This window comes from Streptomyces sp. NBC_01241, assembly GCF_041435435.1.
Taxonomy (GTDB): Bacteria; Actinomycetota; Actinomycetes; order Streptomycetales; family Streptomycetaceae; genus Streptomyces.
This window is the reverse complement of the sequence record NZ_CP108494.1, coordinates 1,944,901-1,963,290: the sequence shown is the minus strand read 5'-3', so window position 1 is coordinate 1,963,290 and position 18,390 is coordinate 1,944,901. Positions and strand designations below refer to the sequence as shown.

Sequence of the window (18,390 nt, the reverse complement as noted above, 5' to 3'; positions counted from 1 at the left end):
GGCCGACCGTCACGTCACGGCCGGCACCCCGGTGACCGGGGGCCGGCCGCGGTGCGGGATCTCGCCGTGGGGGACGCACGCGTCCTCGTTCCGCCCGGCCCGCGCCGACTCGACGACCCCGTCCCCCACCGAGTGGATCACCTGGCCACAGGCCCGACCTCCGTAACGTCCCACCCCACCCATCGAAGGAACCGCCATGTCCGCACGCATGTGTCATGCCCACGCCATCGCTCTCGCGATGGGTTGTGCCTCACTCGCCCTCGCCGTGTCCGTTCCCGCCCAGGCCGCCCCGCACCACACGAAGGGCATCGAGCGCGCCGTACTCCCCGAGGGCGACGGCTGGGCCGCCGCCGACGGCTCCACCACCGGCGGCTCCCGGGCGACGCCCGACCACATCTACACCGTCACCGACCGGGCCGAACTCATCGCCGCGTTCGAGGACGCGGGCGACGCACCGAAGATCGTCAGGATCGCCGGACCATCCACGGCAACTCCGACACCGAAGGCAACCCCATCGACTGCGAGGACTACCAGGCCGACGGCTACACCCTCGACAAGTACCTTGCCGCCTACGCCCCGGCGACCTGGGGCAAGGAGCTCCCGTCCGGCCCGTTGGAGGACGCCCGCGTTGCTTCCGCCGCCCGCCAGAAGGCCGCGGTCGAGGTCGTGGTCCCGTCCAACACCACGCTCGTCGGCGTCGGCGACGCCACCGTCATCGGCGCGAGCCTCCAGGTCAAGAACGTCTCGAACGTCATCGTCCGCAACATCGGCTTTGAGGACACCTACGACTGCTTTCCCCGGTGGGACCCCACCGACGGTGAGACCGGCGCCTGGAACTCCGAGTACGACAACCTCGTCGTCACCGGCTCCAGCCATGTCTGGGTCGACCACAACACCTTCAGCGACGGCGACCGGCACGACGCCGACCAGCCCCGCTACTACGGCGAACTCTTCCAACAGCACGACGGCCTTTTCGACATCGTCCGCGGTGCCGACCTGATCACCGTCTCCTGGAACGTCCTGAAGAACCACGACAAGACGATGCTCATCGGCAACAGCGACAGCGCCGCCACCGCGGCGATCGACCGCGGAAAGCTCCGCGTCACCCTGCACCACAACCTCTTCCAGGACGTCAAGGAACGCGCCCCCCGAGTCCGTTTCGGCGCCGTCGACTCGTACAACAACCACTTCGTCGCCACGGCGGGCGCCGCCTACGGCTACAGCTACGGCGTGGGCATGGAGTCCCGGATCGTCGCCGAACACAACGCGTTCACACTCGCCCCGCAGGCCGACCCGGCGACCATCCTGAAGAAGTGGAAGGAGTCCCCGATCACCGCGGCGGACAACTACGTCAACGGCCGCAGGACCGACCTCATCACCGTCCACAACGCGGGCGTTCCCGCCGAGCAGCTCACCCGGGACGCCGGCTGGACCCCGACGTTGCGCACCCGGATCGACAACCCTCGCGCCGTCCCCGCACTCGTCGACCACGGAGCCGGAGCCGGGCGGGGCCGCTGACCCGCACGCCGGGCCGGGCCGGGGCGGGCCCGGCTCGGCCCGGCTGCGGTTTCCGCTAGTGCGAGGAGCCGAATTCGTCGCCCACAGCGGCATGTTGGCCCGTCGCCCGTCGTCCCTCTCACCCCTTGAGCGCCGCCTTCATCATCTTCTGGGCGATCGGCGCCGCCAGACCGTTGCCGCTGACCTCCGCGCGGGCCGCGCCCGAGTCCTCGACGACCACCGCCACCGCGACCTCCTTGCCGCTGGACCTGTCCTTCGCGTACGAGGTGAACCAGGCGTACGGGGACTTGCTGTTGCCCACGCCGTTCTGCGCGGTCCCCGTCTTGCCGCCCACCTCGGCCCCCGCGATCCGGGCGTTGGTGCCGGTGCCCTTTTCGACGACGGTCACCATCGCGCTGCGCAGCTGCTCGGCGGTGGACTGCGAGACGACCCGCTTCATGTCCCCGTCCGCGAAGTCCTGCAACGTGTTGCCCTTGGAGTCCGTCACCCGGGACACCATGTGGGGTGCGGCCAGTTCGCCGCCGTTGGCGAGGGCGGCCGAGACCATGGCGATCTGCAGCGGCGTTGCGGTGACCTCGAACTGGCCGATGCCCGACAGCGCCGTCTGCGCCTTGTCCATGCCGGACGGGTAGACGCTCTCGGAGGCCCGCACCGGCATGTCCAGCTTCGCGGTGTTGAAGCCGAACTTCTCCGCCATCGCCCTGACCTTGTCCTGGCCGAGGTCGACGGCGACCTTCCCGAAGACGTTGTTGCAGGAGTACTGGAGCGCGGTGCGCAGCGTGGCGTTCTCGCAGGGGGCCGAGGCGCTCTCGTTCTCCAGGTTCTTGCTGCTGCCGGGCAACGGGTACGGATTGGGGCTGTCCGTGGGCTCGTCGACGGAGCTGTACAGCCCGTCCTCCAGCGCCGCGGCCGCCACCACCAGCTTGAACGTCGAACCGGGCGCCAGCGGCTGCCGCAGCGCCCGGTTGACCAGCGGCTTGTCCGGGTCGTCGAGCAGCTTCTGCCAGGCGTCGCCGTCCGCCGTCCCGCTGATCTTCGACGGGTCGTACGAAGGCGTGGAGACCACGCCCAGGACCTGCCCGGTCTTCGGGTCGATCGCGACCGCCGCGCCCTTGTCGGTGCCGAGCGCCTCGTACGCGGCCTTCTGCACAGCCGGGTCGATCGTCGTCAGGACATCGCCGGGGGCCGCCTGCTTGCCCGTCACCACGTCCATCGGGCTCTTCAGCCGGTCGTCGGTGCCGTCCAGCACATGGCTGTAGATCCCTTCGAGCTGCGTGGCACCGTACGCCTGCGAGCTGTAGCCGGTGACGGCCGCGTAGAGATCGCCCTGCTTGTAGGTGCGCTTGTACGCGAGGTCGCCGCTCACCGTCCTCTTCGATCCGGTGACCGGGTTCCCGGCCACGATGATGTCGCCGAGCGGCTGCGCGTACTGCGCGATGGTGTTCCGCCGGTTGTGGTCGTCGTCTGCGAGCGCCCGTGCCTGGTACGCCTGCAGCCAGGTCGCCCGCCCCAGCAGGGCGAGGACCAGCAGCAGGCAGAAGACCGAGGTGTGCCTGATCGTTTTGTTCATCCCACGGGAGGGACGACCGGGGCGAGGCGCGGGGTTCCCGAATATGCCGCTTCTCACCGATTCCTCATGAGCGGCCGGGGCTGCCGGAGGTGATACCCCGGGTCACCCCGGCAGGGTGAACAGCAGCTCGTCGGTTTCCTCGCCGCGAGCGTGCGCGTACCCTTGGTCCCTGCCGGTGACGGCGAACCCGCACTTCTCCAGCACCCGGCGCGAACCGGTGTTGTCGGCCGCGGCCCGCGCGTGCAGCGGGCGGTCCGGTACGACGTCGAGCAGCGCCCGCAGCGCGGCCGTCGCGAGCCCGCGGCCCCAGTGCGCCCGGTCGATCCAGTAGGTGACCTGGCGGTCGTCCGGCGGCCCGTACGCCCCGGCGTTGCCGACCACCACACCGTCCGCGACCACCGTCCGCATCACGACCGAGCCGTCGGCCAGGACGCGCCGCCAGTGGGCGTCGAAGGCATGCCGGTCGGTGGGGTCCTCGCTGGTGAAAGCGGCCGTCCTGACCGACTCCGGGTCGGACATGAACACGAAGAACGACGGCAGATCGCCCTCCCGCACCTCGCGCAGGGAAACCCGCATGGTTCAGAGCCTCCGGGTGGCCAGCGTCAGGCGGTCCCGCGCGTCGAACAGCGCGTCCTTCACCAGCTGCTCGTGCGCGGGCGTGAGCCGGGCGACCGGCACCGAGCAGCTGATGGCGTCACGGGCCGGGGTGCGGTACGGGACGGCGACGCCGAAGCAGCGCAGCCCGAGGGTGTTCTCCTCGCGGTCCACCGCGTAACCCTGCTCGCGGACGAGGTGCAGCTCCTCGATGAGCTTCTCGCGGTCGGTGATGGTGTGCTCGGTCAGCGCGGGCAGCGTCCGAGGGAGCATCGTGCGGACCTGCTCGTCGCTGTGGGTGGCCAGCAGGGCCTTGCCGAGCGAGGTGGAATGGGCGGGCAGCCGGCGGCCGACGCGGGTGAAGGGGCGCAGATAGTGCTGGGACTGACGGGTGGCGAGGTACACCACGTTCGTGCCGTCCAGGCGGGCCAGGTGGATGGTCTCCGTCGTGTCGTCGGCGAGCCGGTCCAGCGTCGGGCGGGCCGCCGCGACGACCTCGTCGCCGTCGATGTACGAGGTGCCGACGAGCAGGGCCCGTACGCCGATCCCGTACCGCGTGCCCGTCGCGTCGGTCTCCACCCAGCCCAGCTCCACCAGCGTGCGCAGCAGCATGTAGAGGCTGGACTTGGGATAGCCGACGGCCTCCTGCACCGCGGCGAGCGAGTGCATGCCGGGTCGCCCGGCGAAGTATTCGAGCAGTTCCACCGTCCGCACGGCGGACTTGACCTGTGCCCCACCAGACTCGGCAGCCGACATCGCCCTACGCCCCTTCCAGCCCACTCACGAAATCCCGCGACCTCTTGAACTCAGCGACTTCTTGCCAACACCGAACGCCCGGAAATAGAGTCGCCGCATATTCACGATCAGGAACGTTGTTCAGAATACCGAACAACTTCTGATGTGTGGCAGTGGAGCGGAAGGAATCACGGTGGCAGCAGCACCAGTCTGGAGCGTCGACCCCCGCACCGGGAACCCGCGTGAGCAGGTTGCGGTGGAGGCTACAGCGGAGGAGGTCGACCGCGCGGTCCGGGCCGCCCACGCGGTACGCGCGTCGCTCGCCGACCGCGTCGTGCGCGCCGCGTTCCTGCGTACCGCCGCGGAGCTGCTCACCGAGGCCGGGGAGCACATCATCGAGGCCGCCGACGCCGAGACCGCACTCGGACCGGCCCGGCTCACCGGTGAACTCGCGCGCACCGCAGCGCAGTTGAGGGCCTTCGCGGAGGTCGTCGACGAGGGCGCCTTCCTCGACATCCACATCGATCACGAGGACGCCACCAGGACCCCGCCCTGGCCCGACCTGCGCCGCTACAAGATCCCGCTCGGCGTCGTCGCGGTGTACGCGGCCAGCAACTTCCCGCTCGCCTTCTCCGTCCCCGGCGGCGACACCGCGAGCGCACTGGCCGCCGGCTGCCCGGTCGTCGTCAAGGCGCACCCCGACCACCCCGCCACCTCCGAACTGTGCGCCTCCGTACTGCGCCGGGCGGCGGCCCGCGTCGGCCTGCCGGAGGACGTACTGGTCCTGGTGCACGGCTTCGAGGCGGGCATCGAGCTGATCAAGCACCCGCTCGTCGCCGCCGCCGGCTTCACCGGCTCCGTACGCGGCGGACGCGCCCTGTTCGACGCGGCGGGCGCCCGCCCCACCCCCATCCCCTTCCACGGCGAGCTCGGCTCCCTCAACCCCGTCGTCGTCACCGAGGCCGCCGCCGCCGAGCGCGGCGAGCAGATCGGCACCGGGCTCGCGGGCTCGATGACGATGGGGTCGGGCCAGTTCTGCACCAAGCCCGGCTTCGTCCTGGCCCCGGCCGGCGAGAGCGGCGACCGGCTGCTGAAGTCCCTGACCGACGCGGTCAGCGACACCGAGGCCGGGGTCCTGCTCGACCACCGGATGCGCGACGCCTTCGTCGCGGGCGTACGCGAACGGGCCGAACTGCCCGACGTGGAGGCCCCGGTCACCCCCGGCGCGGGCGGCGAGCACACCGTCTCGGCCGGCTTCCTCACCGTACCGGCGCACCTCCTCACCGCCGACGGCCCGCACGACGCGCTCCTGGAGGAGTGCTTCGGCCCTGTCACCGTCGTCGCCCGCTACGCCTCCGCGGACGAGATCACCGCCGTCCTCTCCCGGCTCCCCGGCAACCTCACCGCCACCCTCCAGACCGCCACGGACAGCGCCGACGCCGACGCCCCCGGACTCCTCGCGGCCCTCACCCCGCTGGCCGGCCGGATCCTCGTCAACGGCTGGCCGACCGGAGTCGCCGTCGCCCCCGCCCAGCACCACGGCGGCCCCTACCCGGCCACCACCTCCACCTCCACCTCGGTCGGCGCCACCGCCATCGAACGCTGGCTGCGCCCGGTCACCTACCAGACGACCCCCGAGGCCCTGCTCCCCCGGGAGCTCCGCGACGACAACCCCCTGAACCTGCCCCGCCGAGTGAACGGCCGCCGCGCATGACCCCACACCTTCCCGAACTCCCCTTTGAGCTGCGCCCCTTCGGCCCCGAGGCCGACTGGACGTACGAGATCGGCGCACTGACAGCCCGCGCGGGCGCCCGCCAGGACCGCTTCGTACCACCGGACGGCGACGCCCTCGACCCCGCGAGCGATGCCCCCCGCCTCCTCGGCACCGCGCCCCCGGGCGACTTCCAACTCCTCGCCCGGGTGCGCGTCGGCTTCGCCGCGGCCTTCGACGCGGGCGTGCTCTACCTCCACGTCGGAGAACGCGCGTGGGCCAAGCTCTGCCTGGAACTCTCCCCCGACCACCCCACCATCTGCACGGTCGTCACCCGCGGCCACTCCGACGACACCAACTCCTTCGTCGTCGACGGTGACAGCTACTGGCTCCGCCTCAGCCGCACCGGCAACGCGTTCGCCTTCCACGCCTCCGCCGACGGCGAGAAGTGGACCTTCGTCCGCGTCTTCGCCCTCGGCGATCCGCAGGAGGCGGCCGCGGCATCGGTCGGCTTCCTGGTCCAGTCGCCCACGGGCGAGGGCTGCGAGGCGACGTTCGACCGGATCGCGTTCCGTACGACGGGACTTGGGGATCTGCGCGACGGGAGCTGAGCAGACTCGCGCATCTGTGGCGTCCTCGAACGAACAGGCGGTCCGTCGTTCAGGCGCCGGCCGCGTACCGCACGAAGTGCGTCCAGCCGGCGTGGGTGAGCGTCAGGTGGGGGAGGGACGTGTCCTTCGAGTCACGGACGAGGACCGCCTGGTCGGCGGCGGCGACCTCGATGCACTCGCCGCCGTCGCCGGCGCTGTAGGTGCTCTTGAACCAGTTGAGCCCGTTGATCGGGGTGCGTTCGATGTTCATCGCTCTCCCAGTAACTCTTCAATCAGCGCCAGGGACTTGTGGGGACTGAGAGCCTGGCCGCGAATGCTTCCGTATCGTGCGGCCAGGATACGTACCTCTTCGGCGTCGGTGATCAGTCGGTTCACGCTCTGGACCTCGACGTAGCCGAGCTGCTGTCGGCCCTTGGGCGTGAGAAGGATGAACGGCCCCTCCAACGCCGTGTGGTCTTCGCAGGCCATCGGGAGCACCTGGATTGTTGTGCTGCGCAATCGCGAGAGGTGCTGCAAGTGTTTCAGCTGGCCTTGGCGCACTTCGTGCCCGCCCACCGCCCTGCGTAGCACGGACTCGTCAATGACCGCGCTCACCATGGGAGATGGCCACGTGGTGAGGATTTCCTGTCTTGCGAGCCGGGCCGTGGCACGCTGCTCGATCGTGGCTTCATCGATCGGCGGCTGACGCGACATGAAGGTTGTCCTCGCGTACGCCTCTGTTTGCAGGAGTCCTGGAATGGTCAGCGTGCTGAAGAAGTTGAGCTCCACGGCCTTGCGTTCCAAATCGGCGTAGTCCTTGAACCACGCCGGATGCTTCACCCGCGCCCGTGCCTTCGCCCGCGAGATGTCCTCCTTCGCCGTCCGCAGCAGCCCGCCTGCCTCCAGCAGGTCGTCCGCCGCGTCCAGGAACTCCGGCTGCGGTGTCCTGCGTCCCCGTTCCAGCGACCGGATCAGGTCCTCGCTGTAGCCGAGCTGTTCACCCAACTCCCGCTGGGTGAGGCAGGCGCGCTCCCGTAGGAGCCGGACCTGTCGGCCGATCACCCGGAACAGGTCCGCGGCCTCCTCCGAGTCGTCGTCGCCACCGATCGCACCGTCCAGCTCCATCGCTGCCCGCTTTCGTTCCATGGGCCGACCGCGTGCGCCGTCACGGCACGGCGGACAACCGGTACCGGTTGCCGTGCGTACCGGTACGTGCACGCTACGTACCGCTGTCGTTGCTGGTCAGCGTACGGTCGCTTGGCAACTCTGAGTGGCGTGACGAGTGAATCCGTAGAGATCGAAATTCCGCAACCGGCGACTGCCGCCCCGCAGTTCACACAGCTGTTCAGTGCCACCCGCCGAGGAGCCCGCCTGGCTCGCCTGCTCGCCGTGGAGCAACTGGTGGCGTGGGGGTGGCCGCGTGACGGCGAGCGGACCGACGCGGCCGCGCTCGTCGTCGCCGAACTGGCGGCGAACGCGGTCACGCACGGGCGGTTGGACGGGCGGGGCTTCCGGCTCGGGCTTGTCCTCCTCCCGACCGCACGGTTGCGGATCGAGGTCACGGACCCGCGCGGCGAGCGCCTCCCTGCCGTGCCCCGGGAAGCGGTTGAAGGCGGCCGGGGGCTGGTCATCGTCGATGCCCTAGCCGCGGAATGGGGCGTACATCCGTGCCCACCGTCCGGAAAAACGGTCTGGGCCGAGGTCTCCGCGACGCGACCGGGCAGCCTGCCTGTTGCGTAAGTGTGCGCGTCGGTGGCTGCGCCGTAGTACTTGTAGAGGGTCTCGGACACACGTTTGTTCCCACCTGGAGTCGTCGATGGCCGTTCGCCGTGTCGTGCCCAACATCCAGTCAGAGGCTGCGCAGGAGAGCCGGGAATTCTATGGCCTGCTGGGCTTCGAGGAGGTCATGAACCACGGCTGGATCATGACGCTCGCCTCCCCATCCGCTCCGGCGGCGCAAGTCAGCATCATGACCAGCGACAAGACTGCCCCGGTCACTCCCGATATGAGTATCGAAGTGGACGACGTGGACGCGGCCCATGCGGTCATGCGGGACATCGGTGCGGAGATCGTCCACCCCCTGCAGGACGAGGAGTGGGGCGTGCGGCGCTTCTTCGTCCGCGACCCCAACGGCCGCGTGGTCAACGTGCTGGGCCACCGCTGACCGCGCAGGTACGCGCGGTTCTTGCGCGAGGCGTACGCCTTGTCGGCACGGAAGCGAGGGCCGCGGCCTTGAGGTCGCGGCCCTCGGACCGCTCCGCAGCCCGGTCTCCGGCGAGAGGTCGACTGGATCGTCGCGGCCCCCGGCCGGCGGTGACGCCGGCCAGGGGCTCCTTTACGCGATCAGCCTGTGTCAGCCGTCGTTCTCCGCCGACGGGATGTAGGCGCCCGGCACGTCAGCCGGCACGTAGATCTCGCTCTCGCCCGGGTACGGCTTCTTCCAGTCGTGCGACTCGTACCAGGTGAGGTGGTTCATCTGCGCGGGGTTCGCGTAGTCGGGCACGGCGTTCGAGCCGGTCAGCCGCTGGTGCGACTTCCAGTCCGCCCACTTCGTCGCGACCGCCTTCTTGCTCGCCGGCACCGTCCCGGACGGCGCGGGCGCCGCAGCGGGGTTCTGTGGCGCGGGGACGTCCAGGCCGCAGGAAGGCGCGGTCGACAGACCGTTGGTCAGCGCGGTCCGGTTGGGCAGCGCGGTGAACGGCGTGTTGTCGGGCGTGCGGGTGAAGGCCGCGGTCATGGGGGTGGCCGCGGTGTCCTTCTGGTTCATCGGCTGGATCCCGAGGATCTGCTCAATGGTCCGGACCATGTTGATCTGGCTGTAGTAGCGGCTGTCGACGGTGCCGTGCTGGGCCCAGGGGCTGATGATCTGGACCGGGGCACGGTGGCCGTCGACGTGGTCGCTGCCGGCCTGGGAGTCGTCCTCGACGACGAAGATCGCCGAGTCCTTCCAGTACTTGCTGTGCGAGATCTCGTCAACGATCTGGCCGACCGCGAGGTCGTTGTCCGCGACCTGAGCGGCCGAGTTCGCCGGACCACCGGTGTGGTCGCTGGAGAGCCAGAACATGTTCAGGTTGGCGGGACCGTTCTGCTCGAAGTCCTGCTTCCAGATCTGGGCGCGGTAGACGTCCGGGACGCTGGTGTCGAACTTCGGGAAGGCGGGCACCGACACGTTGTTGAGCGACGGGATCGGCGAGGACGAGGCCAGCTTGTAGGCCGAGCCCTGGCCGGTCGCCTGCATGTTCTTGGCGTCGCAGTACAGGTTCTGCCAGGACGCGTCCGACGGCTTGGACAGGAACTGGTGGAACTCACCGAAGTTCCGCACGCTCTGGCCCGCCGCCTGGGCACCGCTCCACAGGGTGCCGCTCGCCTGGTGACCGAGGGAGTCGTCCTCGGTGTCGTAGCTGCGTTTGTACTCACCGGCCGAGGACTCGGTGTACTCCGGATTGTCGGCCTGCATCAGCCAGTTGTGACCCTCGGCGGAGTTCGTGCCGATGTCGTACGTGTTGTCGTACAGCCCGAACTGCCGAGCCATCGCGTGCTGGTTCGGCGTCACGTTCTCGCCGAACTGCGTCAGCGACGGGTCGCCGTTGCCCTGCGGCATGTCACCGTAGACCTGGTCGTAGGTCCGGTTCTCCTTGACGATCAAGAAGACGTGCTTGATCGTCGAAGGGTCGCCGAGCTTCGCCGGGACCGGCACGGCGCCGGCCTTGTTGCCCGTGGCACGCTTGGCCGCGTTGTTGGTCCAGTTGTTCTGCGCGAAGACCTTGGCGGTCTGCTTCTTGATGACCTTGTCGCTCGGCAGGGTGAACCGCACCACGCTCGAGGTCGTGTCGTGGGTACCGTGGCCGGCCCCGGTGGAACGGCGCGCGTCGATGCCGCGGGTGTTGGAGACCAGGATCTCGTTGCCGGAGCTGGCGATCTCCGCGGGGAAGTAGTCCGTCGGGAGCAGACCGACGTAGCTGACCGGCTCCTGCGGGCTGGTGTACTTGTAGACGGCGATCGCGTTGGCCCGGCCGAGGGTCACCAGCAGGTGGCCGTCGTCGGTGAGGGTCACGGCGTTGGGCTCGTAACCGATCGACGCCTGCGACCACGGCTGGGTGGCGATGGTCTGGACGACCTTGTCGTTCTTGGCGCTGATCACCGACACGCTGTTGGTGGCGGTGTTGGTGACGAACACCGCGCCGCCCTTGGCGTACACGGCCGTCGGGTGCAGACCGACGTCGACGCTGCTCGGGGCGGCGGTCGGGGTGGCCAGGTCGATCACGCTGACCGTACCGGAGGTGGTGGCACCGGTGTTCGCGTCGGCCGGCACCTGGGTGCCGTACGAGTTGATGGTGGTGTCGCCGGGCTTCGCCGGGCGGCCGCCCTCGTTGCTGACGTACAGCTTGTCGCCGACCTGGACCATGCCACGCGGGGCGTTGCCCACGTTCCAGCTCTGCGCGATGGCACCGGTCGCCGCGTCGAGCGCGACCACGCGGTTCTGGCCGTTGACCGCCGAGTACACGGTGGAGCCGTCGGCCGAGAAGACCGCCGCGGACGCCAGCGCGTGCTTGGAGCCGTCCGCCGGGATCTTGATGTCGACGGGGTTGGTGACGCTGCCGTCCGCGTTCACGTCGAACCGGGTGTAGCCGTCGGTCCGGCCCAGCCACAAGTGCTTGCCGTCGGGCGAGTACGTGGGGCCTTCCTGGCCCACGTCGTTGCCGCTGATGCGCGGGATGGACGACGCAGCGTTGCTGACGAGCTGCTGTACCTTCCAGTTCTTCACGTCCACGATCGCGAGCGCGGCGCCACCGTCGGTGACCGCGGCGGCGATGTGGGCGCCGTCCGGACTCACCGTGGACGACATGATCTTGCCGTTGTTGATGACCAGACGCTCGCCGTACGGGTCGATGTACTGGTTGCTGGAGACCAGCTCGCCCTTGTCGTAGGTCTGGCCGACCTGGTTGGCGCCGAACGGGTCCGCCTGGGCGAAACCGACGCCGGTGCCGGTGGCGACGACGACAGCGGTGGCGGTTGCCGTGATGAGGGCTCGCCGGCTGCCGAAGCGCCGACCGGAGCCCTTCTCGCCACTCACACGACGACGTATGACCTGCATGGAGTTATCCCTTCGAAGGGGGCGGGAGCAGTTCGACGTTGCCGTCGAACTGCCAGAGGGGATTCGGTGCGTCCCCGGTCGGGGTGCGCACCAGGAAGTAGCCGTTCACTTCCTTCGGCCCGTCGCCGTCGGCGACGAACCGCCCGTCAGGGGTGACGTCGAGCTGGTAGATGGCCGTCCCTGCGGCCTCGACGCCAGGGAGATGCCAGGTCACGACGCAACGCCAGTCGTTACCCGCACCCTCGGCAGCGACCCTGTCGCTGCCCTTGTCGCACGCCGCCGTGGCCCTTACCTGCGCCTCGGTGACGTCGGGACGGTTGAGCTCTTTGGTCTGAATGCGGTAGAGGTGCGCAAACGCCGTCGCGACCGAGCGCTGCACCTTGTCTCGCTCGATCCCGGAACCCGTGGCCCCGATCGCCCCGGTGACAACCGCGACCGTCACGGCGAGCAGGCCGACGAGCGGCAGGACTCCGACAGTGACCGCGCGGCGCCCCGAACCGTCGTAGGTCAGGTTGGTGAAGTCACGCCGCAGGAACAGCAGGTAGGCAAGGGCTGTCGCGGTCACGGCCCACACCAGGCCGACCACGACGCCGATCAGCAGCGGGCCGAGCTGCGCCGGGCCGGTGAACAGACCATTCCAGGAGATGAACGCGTATCCGGGCAGGGCAAGGCGTACACCGACCGGAAGCGGCATCATCTGGGCAATCTGCATCACGATCGTGACAAGCGCCGGCAGCAGCAGCCCCGTCGGAGACCGCCCCAACGCGACCGACCCGAGCAGTCCGATCCCAGCGAGAGCCAGCGTCGGAGCGAGCGCGCAGGCCCAGGCGAGCAGCACCTTCCCGGCGGCGTCCCCCGGTGCCAGCAGGTGACCGTCGAGGCCGACCAGCGGATGGTTGCCGACCGCCAGGACCCCACCGACAGCGCTGGAACACGCCATCCCCGCCACGAGCAGCAGGATGACGGTGAGGCTGGCCAGTGCCTTCGCCACGAAGATCCGCCGTGGCGACCGGACCGCCACCAGCAGGTGGCGCCAGGTGCCGAGCCGGTCCTCGGAGGCGAACACGTCGCCGGCGACCAGCGAGGTCAGCAGCGGGAGCGCCCAGGTGCCCGCGAAGCCGAGCACCACCAGCGATCCGGCCCACCCGGTGGCGTGCATCCAGCGACCGAAGAGGGTGTCGGAGGGGAGCGAGCTCTGCCGGCTCACTGCGGCGACGAAGAGCGCGGGCGCGATCCAGCAGGCGAGAACCAGCAGACGGATACGCCATTGCGAGATCAGTTTGACCAGCTCGAAGCGGTAGCTGCGGGCCACCGAAGCGGGGTGGACCCCGGTAACAGCAACGTTGTCGTCAGTAAGGGTCGCGGTCATCGGCCGGCCTCCTGCTGCTGCTCGGTGAGGGCAAGGAACGCGGCCTCGAGCGGCGACACCACGGGGGCGAGCTCGCGCACCGCGATGCCCGCGTGCACCAGCCCCGCCACCAGTTCGTCGAGGGCGGGCACCTGCGCGCGGACGACGAGCATCTGGGCGTCGTGCCATACGCCGGCGTCGTCGACGACCTGGATCCCGGCCGTGTCGACAGCCAGCCGGCGGGCGGCCTCCGGGTCGGAGGTGAGCAGCCGGTAGTCGAGTTCGCGGTTCTCGGCGGCCAGCTTGCTCAGCGGGCCGGAGAAGACGACCCGTCCGGTGGCGACGAGGGTGACCTCGGAGCACAGTGCCTCGAGGTCGTCCATGCGGTGGCTCGAGAGCACGACACTGGTTCCCTCAGCCGCAAGCCGGCTGAGGACACCGTAAACGTGCTTCTTGCCGGCCGGGTCGAGGCCGTTGGAAGGCTCGTCGAGCACCAGCAGCCGAGGCTTGGTGAGCAGGGCGGCGGCCAGCCCGAGCCGCTGACGCATGCCCAGGGAGAAACCGCGGGCCCGGTCGTCGGCGACATCGGTGAGCCCGACCTGGTCGAGCGCGTCGTCGACCCCCGTTGTCCGCGCGTCGCCGCGGAGAGCGGCCAGCGCGGCGAGGTTCTGCTTGGCAGTGAGCGAAGGGTAGAGACCAGGACCGTCCACGAAGCCGGCGACACCGTAGGGAGCGGCAAGCGACCGCCCGACCGGCGTACCCAGGATCTCGAGGCGACCGCGGTCGGCGACGGCCAGGCCCAACAGGAGTCCGAGCAAGGTCGTCTTGCCGGCGCCGTTCGGTCCGACCAAGGCGTGGATCTGACCCTGCGCCACGTCCAGATCGATGCCGTCGAGTGCGACGACGTCGCCGAAGCGTTTCGTGATCCCGCGAGCCCGGATGGCGATGCGTGTGTCCATGAACCCCTCCTTTCGAAACCTCCAGTGACCTTAGGGACGGCGCACCATGCCGACAGGGGCGTCCCATTGAACGCTTGTGGAACGGGAGACGACTGGCATTCGCTGCACCGGCGTCACGCCCATAGCCGTCGGCATGTCGGCCGGCACCTTTCGTCGGCCGGATCACAGAGCACACCGAGGGGTCATCAGACACGCGCGACCGTGAGCATCGCCGCCGGTTGGATCTTGATCAACGCAAGGCGTCGGCAAGTCGGCGCACGAAGTGAGGGGCATCGAGCCGGACTTGGGCCACACCTGAATGCACCGACTCCGTACGCAGCGCCGTGCCCGCAATCCGGTGTGCTGCCGGCATGAAGCGTGCCCGCGGCGCACTGTGCAGACACTGCACCAGTGTCGAAGGCGGCGGGTTCGGCAACACCTCTGATCTCCAGCGGCACTTGCATGTTCCACTGCGAGATCCCGCCCGCAGACGGACAGCGGACCACGCCGCCCTCGTGAGGTCCGCCGCGCGGGACGGCGCGGCGGGGCGGCGCGGCGGGGCGGCCGGGCGCGCGGGGTCGGCACCGCTGCCGGCCGGCACGGTCGTGGGAAGCGTGGCGCCGGTGAACCAGGGCCTGTCTCCGGTTGTGGTCACACTTGGCGGACTGTCCCCTCGTCGGAGCAGGAGGAGGATCCGGAGTGAGTTATGTCAAACCTCTCCACATCCAAACCTCTCCACATCCGCGTCTGGGAGTGCGGGGTCCGCGAGCCGTCCTCGACCGGGACATCAACGTGGCGGTCCACGTCGCCATGGTTCCCGGGACGGCGCAAGACCAGCTGTAGGAGCAATACCAGTGACTTAAGCGTCTCGACTGGTAGGTGCCGGGTTCCACGGTTCCGGGTCGGGGTCGTGCTGCTCGCGGGGGCGGGAACGTGCTGGTCAACTGGTGGTGTTGGCGGCGAACGCGGTGAGCCGCAGGCCGTCGGCATCGGTGAAGCGCAACTGCGCCCCTGGGGGCGGGCGTTCCTTGCGGACGATCAATCGCATGCCCTGCGGCCGGCCGCTCAGGATATTGCCGGTAAGGTCGGCGACCCAGGCGCCGTCGCGGATCTCTCCGTCCGGCTCGACCGCCGGTGTCCAAGCGGCGGGCGGGACTTTGAGGACGGCCTCGTGGACGGCGTCGGTGATGGTCATGCCGACCGAGTACGACAGCCACCTTCCCCGCTGGGCAAGCCAGGCGGTGAACTCGTGTGTTCCGCCTCCGAAGTCGGTGCGAACCAGCGTCCGGCGTCCGTGCCGGTACTTCTCCGGCATGGACGCCAGGGCGAGTTGAACTGTGGTGATGTGATCGGCTGCGGTGTTGCTGCCCGTTTCGTTGCTGTTGGTGAGCACCTCGTGGGCACCGGTGAAGAACCCAAGAGTGGAGTGGCATGCGATCGCACACGTTCATCAGGCTTCTGGGACGGTCGCCCCGGGCGGCGGAAAACGCGATCCTGTCCGTATTCACCGCGCTGGCAGCCTTCCTGCTCGCCCAGCCGTGATCAGTTTTGCTGTGAACGACCCAGTTCGGACAGATCGCTGTAGAGGCGGTTCAGCGCGTACGCGCCCAGGCCGAGGCCCTGGTCGATTCGGCGTCGTGCGGCTGGGTTTCGGTAGTGGGGTTCTAGCAGCAGGAAGAAGTCCTCTGCGTGTTGTTCGTCGATTTCGGAGTGGAGGCCGTAGTGCATCAGGTCGGCTTGAGCGACCCAACCGCGGTTCACAGCCGCGTTGCCCGTGATGGCCGATACCGAGGCGAATGCGTACTCGATCGCGCCCATGCAGCCAATTCCTACCTGCGGGTCCTCCCACGTACACACCGCACTGAGAACGCTGTTGTACGCGTGGACGGCCGGAGTCATCTTCAGGCCGTTCAGCCGTACGGTGTCGCTGCCGATGCTGGCCAGAAATCCGCGGAAGGTCTCGTGATGGAATTCCTGAGGGCGGAATCCGCCGTGTTCTTCCACGACATTGCCCAGGATGCCGATGCGATCCGCGGGGTGCTCGATCCGGGACACCAGCGCAGCCATCGGACGGGCGAAGTAGGTGACGGCGAAACCTAGTTGCTCCTGGCTTGTGCGGAAGTTCTCCAACGACATGCTTCCGTCTACCAGCGTTCGGAAGTACGGATTGTTCAGGACACCGGTCTCGGCCACGATGTGCTTGGCCTGCGCTGTCACCAACGGGGCCTTGGTTTTCCGCAGATGGGTGGTCATGGTCGTTTCTCCTGGCGTGTTGTTCCTGAGCGCGGCTCGATGCGGGACCGGCGGAGCCCCTCTGATCGCCGGTGCCGAGTGGAATCAGCACCCGACGGCGAGGGGCTCTGGACGAGAGGACGCTGTCCGGTTCTGTCGGCTCAGGAACGCAGGGCTCCCAGGAGGCGGTGGCCTCGGTCGTTCGGATCAGTACTGCTGTGGAACACGCGAATGGCCGCTCTCAGCTCGTCAGTTGAGATGGAGCCGGAGCTGTCGGTGTCGATGTCGGCGAACGACACGTCGATGTCTTCGTCGCTCAGCGCGAAAGAGGACTGAAACAGGCGCTTGAACTCGGACTTGTCGAGTTCGCCGTCTCCGTCGACGTCGGCGGTGGCCACGAAGACCTTGGCGGACGGCGTGACAATCCGCGCGTAATCATCCGGCTTGTCCCCCAGGCTGACAAACCCGGCCAGGAATTCGTCGCGTGATACGACGCCGTCCCCGTCTGTGTCCATAGGGACAAACAATCTCTTCCAGTACTCCAGAAGGGATCTCTGCAGCGCGCTGGCGGGGGCGGTTCCTGGCGTGAGCTTGAATTCCTGCGTCGTGCGGCCCACCCAGGCGTACACGTCGGTTTCGCTGACCCACCCGTCGCGCTCGTGATGGAACACGTTGTAATAATGCTGGGCCTTGCTGTGGATAATGGATTTTTCCGGCATGCGAAGACCTCGAATTTTCTTGTGCGGTGGGCGAATCGAATACCCACCGCGACCCGGTCCACGAGCAATGACTCGTGAGCTCAGGGTGGCAGCGTTTCCCTTCCCGGGCGCCGGCACCAAAGCTTCACCACTCATTCGAGTGAGTAATTCGACCTGGCAGTTTCAGCCCGGTTCAAGGGCGTGGCGTCGGCGCGACCGCGATCCGGCGGTGGATGTCCTCAAGCAGGTTCCGCATCGCTGTGCGGAAGATTTCAGTCTGGTGGTCACCGAGGAAAGAGGTGTGCCCGAACACCTCAAGGGCGACGAGGCCATGCAGGTGTCCCCACGCGATCAGCAGGAGCGCGGTCGCTGGGGGCGGCAGATATCCCAGGCCGTAATGCGGCAGCTGGTCCGGATAGGCCGCGGAGTGCGGGTGAGAGTGCGGGGGTGTCGACTGCGGCGAGTTGCGCCGAGGTGAACCCGTCGAACATCTCGCGCTCGGAGATCGCACTCATCCGGCGCGACGCCTGGGTGGTCGGGCCTTCGATGGGTGTCGCGTAGTCCCGTAGCGGCGTTCCGTAGAGGAGCTGGAAGTGCTCGGGATGGGCGATGGCCCAGCGACGGTAGCCCTACCGTCCACTAGCCTTGCTGTAGGAGAGCTTTTGCGACTCGGTGCCCTACCAACGCCGGCGGGGACGAGGGCGTCCGTGCATCGTCCGGACGCTGTGGAACCCGGACGGGGAACGGGCCGGGATTACGTCCCCGACCCGGCAACCCCCGGCGGTCGGCGGCGACCAGAGAGGGGCAGCGCACACACGCAGGCACCGCGTGCCGCGTGCGAGCTGCCGTGAACAGCACCCCTCCCCGCACGTCGTCGTACTGAGGAGGGACACCCATGCGCACGCACCTCCGCAGCCGCCGTCTCATGGCTCTGTGAGCCGGAACCGTCGTCGTCATTGCCCTCGCCACCTCCCCGGCACCGCAGGAGCAGCCGAGGCCACCCCGTGGGTTTCGGCGCGGGCATCACGGGTGGTGGCAGTGCCGCAGCAGTGACTTGGACGGCTATGTGGTCGAGCGGGGCAACGATCTCGGCGGCGCGGCCACCGAGATCTCCTGGGTCGGCGCCTTCACCACCCCGCCGTACGCGTACTCCGCCGAACCCGCCTCGACCGTGGCCGCCTCGGTGACCTCGGGGGCGGAAGCCGGGAAGATCTGCGGGAAGAACCGGGGTGCCGATGGACGCCGGAAGTTCGAGGGTTCCGCGGTAATCCGACGATTTTCGGCCTCGATGGCGCGGGGGCGGGACGGGAGTGAGCCCTGGGGCCGGTGAACAGCCGCGGTGTCCAGGAAGGGGGCTTTTG

At 68.8% G+C, this 18,390-nt stretch carries 15 protein-coding genes and 4 pseudogenes; 6 read left to right on the top strand and 13 right to left on the bottom strand.

What is annotated here, in order from left to right:
* Positions 1–9: 9 nt before the first annotated feature.
* Complete coding sequence (locus tag OG306_RS08470; RefSeq protein ID WP_371665218.1) at positions 10–174, bottom strand: hypothetical protein; 165 nt, start codon at positions 172–174, stop codon at positions 10–12.
* A 22-nt stretch (positions 175–196) separates the two neighbouring features.
* Here OG306_RS08470 and OG306_RS08465 point away from each other — a divergent pair.
* Positions 197–1,518 (top strand): annotated as a pseudogene (locus OG306_RS08465) (pectate lyase family protein).
* A 118-nt stretch (positions 1,519–1,636) separates the two neighbouring features.
* Here the strand turns inward: OG306_RS08465 and OG306_RS08460 are convergent.
* The 3 genes from OG306_RS08460 to OG306_RS08450 form a co-directional block, all read right to left on the bottom strand.
* Positions 1,637–3,088 (bottom strand): penicillin-binding transpeptidase domain-containing protein, encoded by a 1,452-nt coding sequence (locus OG306_RS08460; protein WP_266907029.1) that lies wholly within the window; start codon positions 3,086–3,088, stop codon positions 1,637–1,639.
* A gap of 102 nt (positions 3,089–3,190) precedes the next feature.
* A complete protein-coding gene (locus tag OG306_RS08455; protein ID WP_266907031.1) occupies positions 3,191–3,664 on the bottom strand; it encodes a GNAT family N-acetyltransferase in 474 nt (157 codons plus the stop codon).
* Positions 3,665–3,667: 3 nt separating this feature from the next.
* Positions 3,668–4,438, bottom strand: coding sequence for an IclR family transcriptional regulator (locus OG306_RS08450; protein ID WP_266745483.1), 771 nt, complete (start codon positions 4,436–4,438; stop codon positions 3,668–3,670).
* Positions 4,439–4,610: 172 nt separating this feature from the next.
* Here OG306_RS08450 and OG306_RS08445 point away from each other — a divergent pair, with 172 nt between their 5' ends.
* Both OG306_RS08445 and OG306_RS08440 read left to right on the top strand, forming a co-directional pair.
* A complete protein-coding gene (locus OG306_RS08445) occupies positions 4,611–6,131 on the top strand; it encodes an aldehyde dehydrogenase (NADP(+)) (protein WP_266745482.1) in 1,521 nt (506 codons plus the stop codon).
* Positions 6,128–6,739: a DUF1349 domain-containing protein gene (locus tag OG306_RS08440; protein WP_266745481.1), complete on the top strand. Its 612-nt coding sequence runs from the start codon at positions 6,128–6,130 to the stop codon at positions 6,737–6,739. The genes OG306_RS08445 and OG306_RS08440 overlap by 4 nt, the downstream gene beginning before the upstream one ends.
* A gap of 49 nt (positions 6,740–6,788) precedes the next feature.
* On the opposite strand, the gene OG306_RS08435 is transcribed toward OG306_RS08440, so the two are convergent.
* Both OG306_RS08435 and OG306_RS08430 read right to left on the bottom strand, forming a co-directional pair.
* A complete protein-coding gene (locus tag OG306_RS08435; protein WP_266745480.1) occupies positions 6,789–6,989 on the bottom strand; it encodes a DUF397 domain-containing protein in 201 nt (66 codons plus the stop codon).
* Positions 6,986–7,843 carry a helix-turn-helix domain-containing protein gene (locus OG306_RS08430; protein WP_266745479.1) on the bottom strand — a complete coding sequence of 286 codons (858 nt, stop codon included), beginning with the start codon at positions 7,841–7,843 and terminating at the stop codon, positions 6,986–6,988. The genes OG306_RS08435 and OG306_RS08430 overlap by 4 nt, the downstream gene beginning before the upstream one ends.
* Positions 7,844–7,993: 150 nt before the next feature.
* Between OG306_RS08430 and OG306_RS08425 the strand changes: the two genes are divergently transcribed.
* A complete protein-coding gene (locus tag OG306_RS08425) occupies positions 7,994–8,458 on the top strand; it encodes an ATP-binding protein (RefSeq protein WP_266745478.1) in 465 nt (154 codons plus the stop codon).
* A gap of 76 nt (positions 8,459–8,534) precedes the next feature.
* Positions 8,535–8,882 (top strand): VOC family protein, encoded by a 348-nt coding sequence (locus tag OG306_RS08420; RefSeq protein WP_266745477.1) that lies wholly within the window; start codon positions 8,535–8,537, stop codon positions 8,880–8,882.
* Positions 8,883–9,071: 189 nt separating this feature from the next.
* On the opposite strand, the gene OG306_RS08415 is transcribed toward OG306_RS08420, so the two are convergent.
* The 7 genes and pseudogenes from OG306_RS08415 to OG306_RS08385 form a co-directional block, all read right to left on the bottom strand.
* Complete coding sequence (locus OG306_RS08415) at positions 9,072–11,813, bottom strand: alkaline phosphatase family protein (protein ID WP_266745476.1); 2,742 nt, start codon at positions 11,811–11,813, stop codon at positions 9,072–9,074.
* Positions 11,814–11,817: 4 nt separating this feature from the next.
* On the bottom strand, positions 11,818–13,182 hold the full coding sequence (locus OG306_RS08410) for an ABC transporter permease (RefSeq protein WP_266907033.1): 1,365 nt from the start codon (positions 13,180–13,182) through the stop codon (positions 11,818–11,820).
* Positions 13,179–14,120 (bottom strand): ABC transporter ATP-binding protein, encoded by a 942-nt coding sequence (locus OG306_RS08405; protein WP_266745474.1) that lies wholly within the window; start codon positions 14,118–14,120, stop codon positions 13,179–13,181. Before OG306_RS08405 ends, OG306_RS08410 begins: the two co-directional genes overlap by 4 nt.
* Before the next feature lie 925 nt (positions 14,121–15,045).
* Positions 15,046–15,471: pseudogene (locus tag OG306_RS08400) on the bottom strand (transposase); the annotation flags it as partial.
* A 170-nt stretch (positions 15,472–15,641) separates the two neighbouring features.
* On the bottom strand, positions 15,642–16,352 hold the full coding sequence (locus OG306_RS08395; protein WP_266745473.1) for a TenA family transcriptional regulator: 711 nt from the start codon (positions 16,350–16,352) through the stop codon (positions 15,642–15,644).
* Between the two features lie 140 nt (positions 16,353–16,492).
* Entirely contained in the window at positions 16,493–17,050 is a 558-nt protein-coding gene (locus OG306_RS08390; protein WP_266745472.1) for an EF-hand domain-containing protein, read from the bottom strand.
* Between the two features lie 172 nt (positions 17,051–17,222).
* A pseudogene (locus OG306_RS08385) lies at positions 17,223–17,658 on the bottom strand (TetR-like C-terminal domain-containing protein); the annotation flags it as partial.
* A 413-nt stretch (positions 17,659–18,071) separates the two neighbouring features.
* On the opposite strand from OG306_RS08385, the pseudogene OG306_RS08380 reads away from it, so the two are divergent.
* Positions 18,072–18,242: pseudogene (locus OG306_RS08380) on the top strand (pectate lyase); the annotation flags it as partial.
* Positions 18,243–18,390 lie beyond the last annotated feature (148 nt).

Coding starts and splice junctions, on each gene's coding strand:
- OG306_RS08460 (WP_266907029.1), bottom strand. CDS start 3,088: ATGAACAAAACGATCAGGCACACCTCGGTCTTCTGCCTGCTGCTGGTC.
- OG306_RS08455 (WP_266907031.1), bottom strand. CDS start 3,664: ATGCGGGTTTCCCTGCGCGAGGTGCGGGAGGGCGATCTGCCGTCGTTC.
- OG306_RS08450 (WP_266745483.1), bottom strand. CDS start 4,438: ATGTCGGCTGCCGAGTCTGGTGGGGCACAGGTCAAGTCCGCCGTGCGG.
- OG306_RS08440 (WP_266745481.1), top strand. CDS start 6,128: ATGACCCCACACCTTCCCGAACTCCCCTTTGAGCTGCGCCCCTTCGGC.
- OG306_RS08435 (WP_266745480.1), bottom strand. CDS start 6,989: ATGAACATCGAACGCACCCCGATCAACGGGCTCAACTGGTTCAAGAGC.
- OG306_RS08430 (WP_266745479.1), bottom strand. CDS start 7,843: ATGGAGCTGGACGGTGCGATCGGTGGCGACGACGACTCGGAGGAGGCC.
- OG306_RS08420 (WP_266745477.1), top strand. CDS start 8,535: ATGGCCGTTCGCCGTGTCGTGCCCAACATCCAGTCAGAGGCTGCGCAG.
- OG306_RS08415 (WP_266745476.1), bottom strand. CDS start 11,813: ATGCAGGTCATACGTCGTCGTGTGAGTGGCGAGAAGGGCTCCGGTCGG.
- OG306_RS08410 (WP_266907033.1), bottom strand. CDS start 13,182: ATGACCGCGACCCTTACTGACGACAACGTTGCTGTTACCGGGGTCCAC.
- OG306_RS08405 (WP_266745474.1), bottom strand. CDS start 14,120: ATGGACACACGCATCGCCATCCGGGCTCGCGGGATCACGAAACGCTTC.
- OG306_RS08395 (WP_266745473.1), bottom strand. CDS start 16,352: ATGACCACCCATCTGCGGAAAACCAAGGCCCCGTTGGTGACAGCGCAG.
- OG306_RS08390 (WP_266745472.1), bottom strand. CDS start 17,050: ATGCCGGAAAAATCCATTATCCACAGCAAGGCCCAGCATTATTACAAC.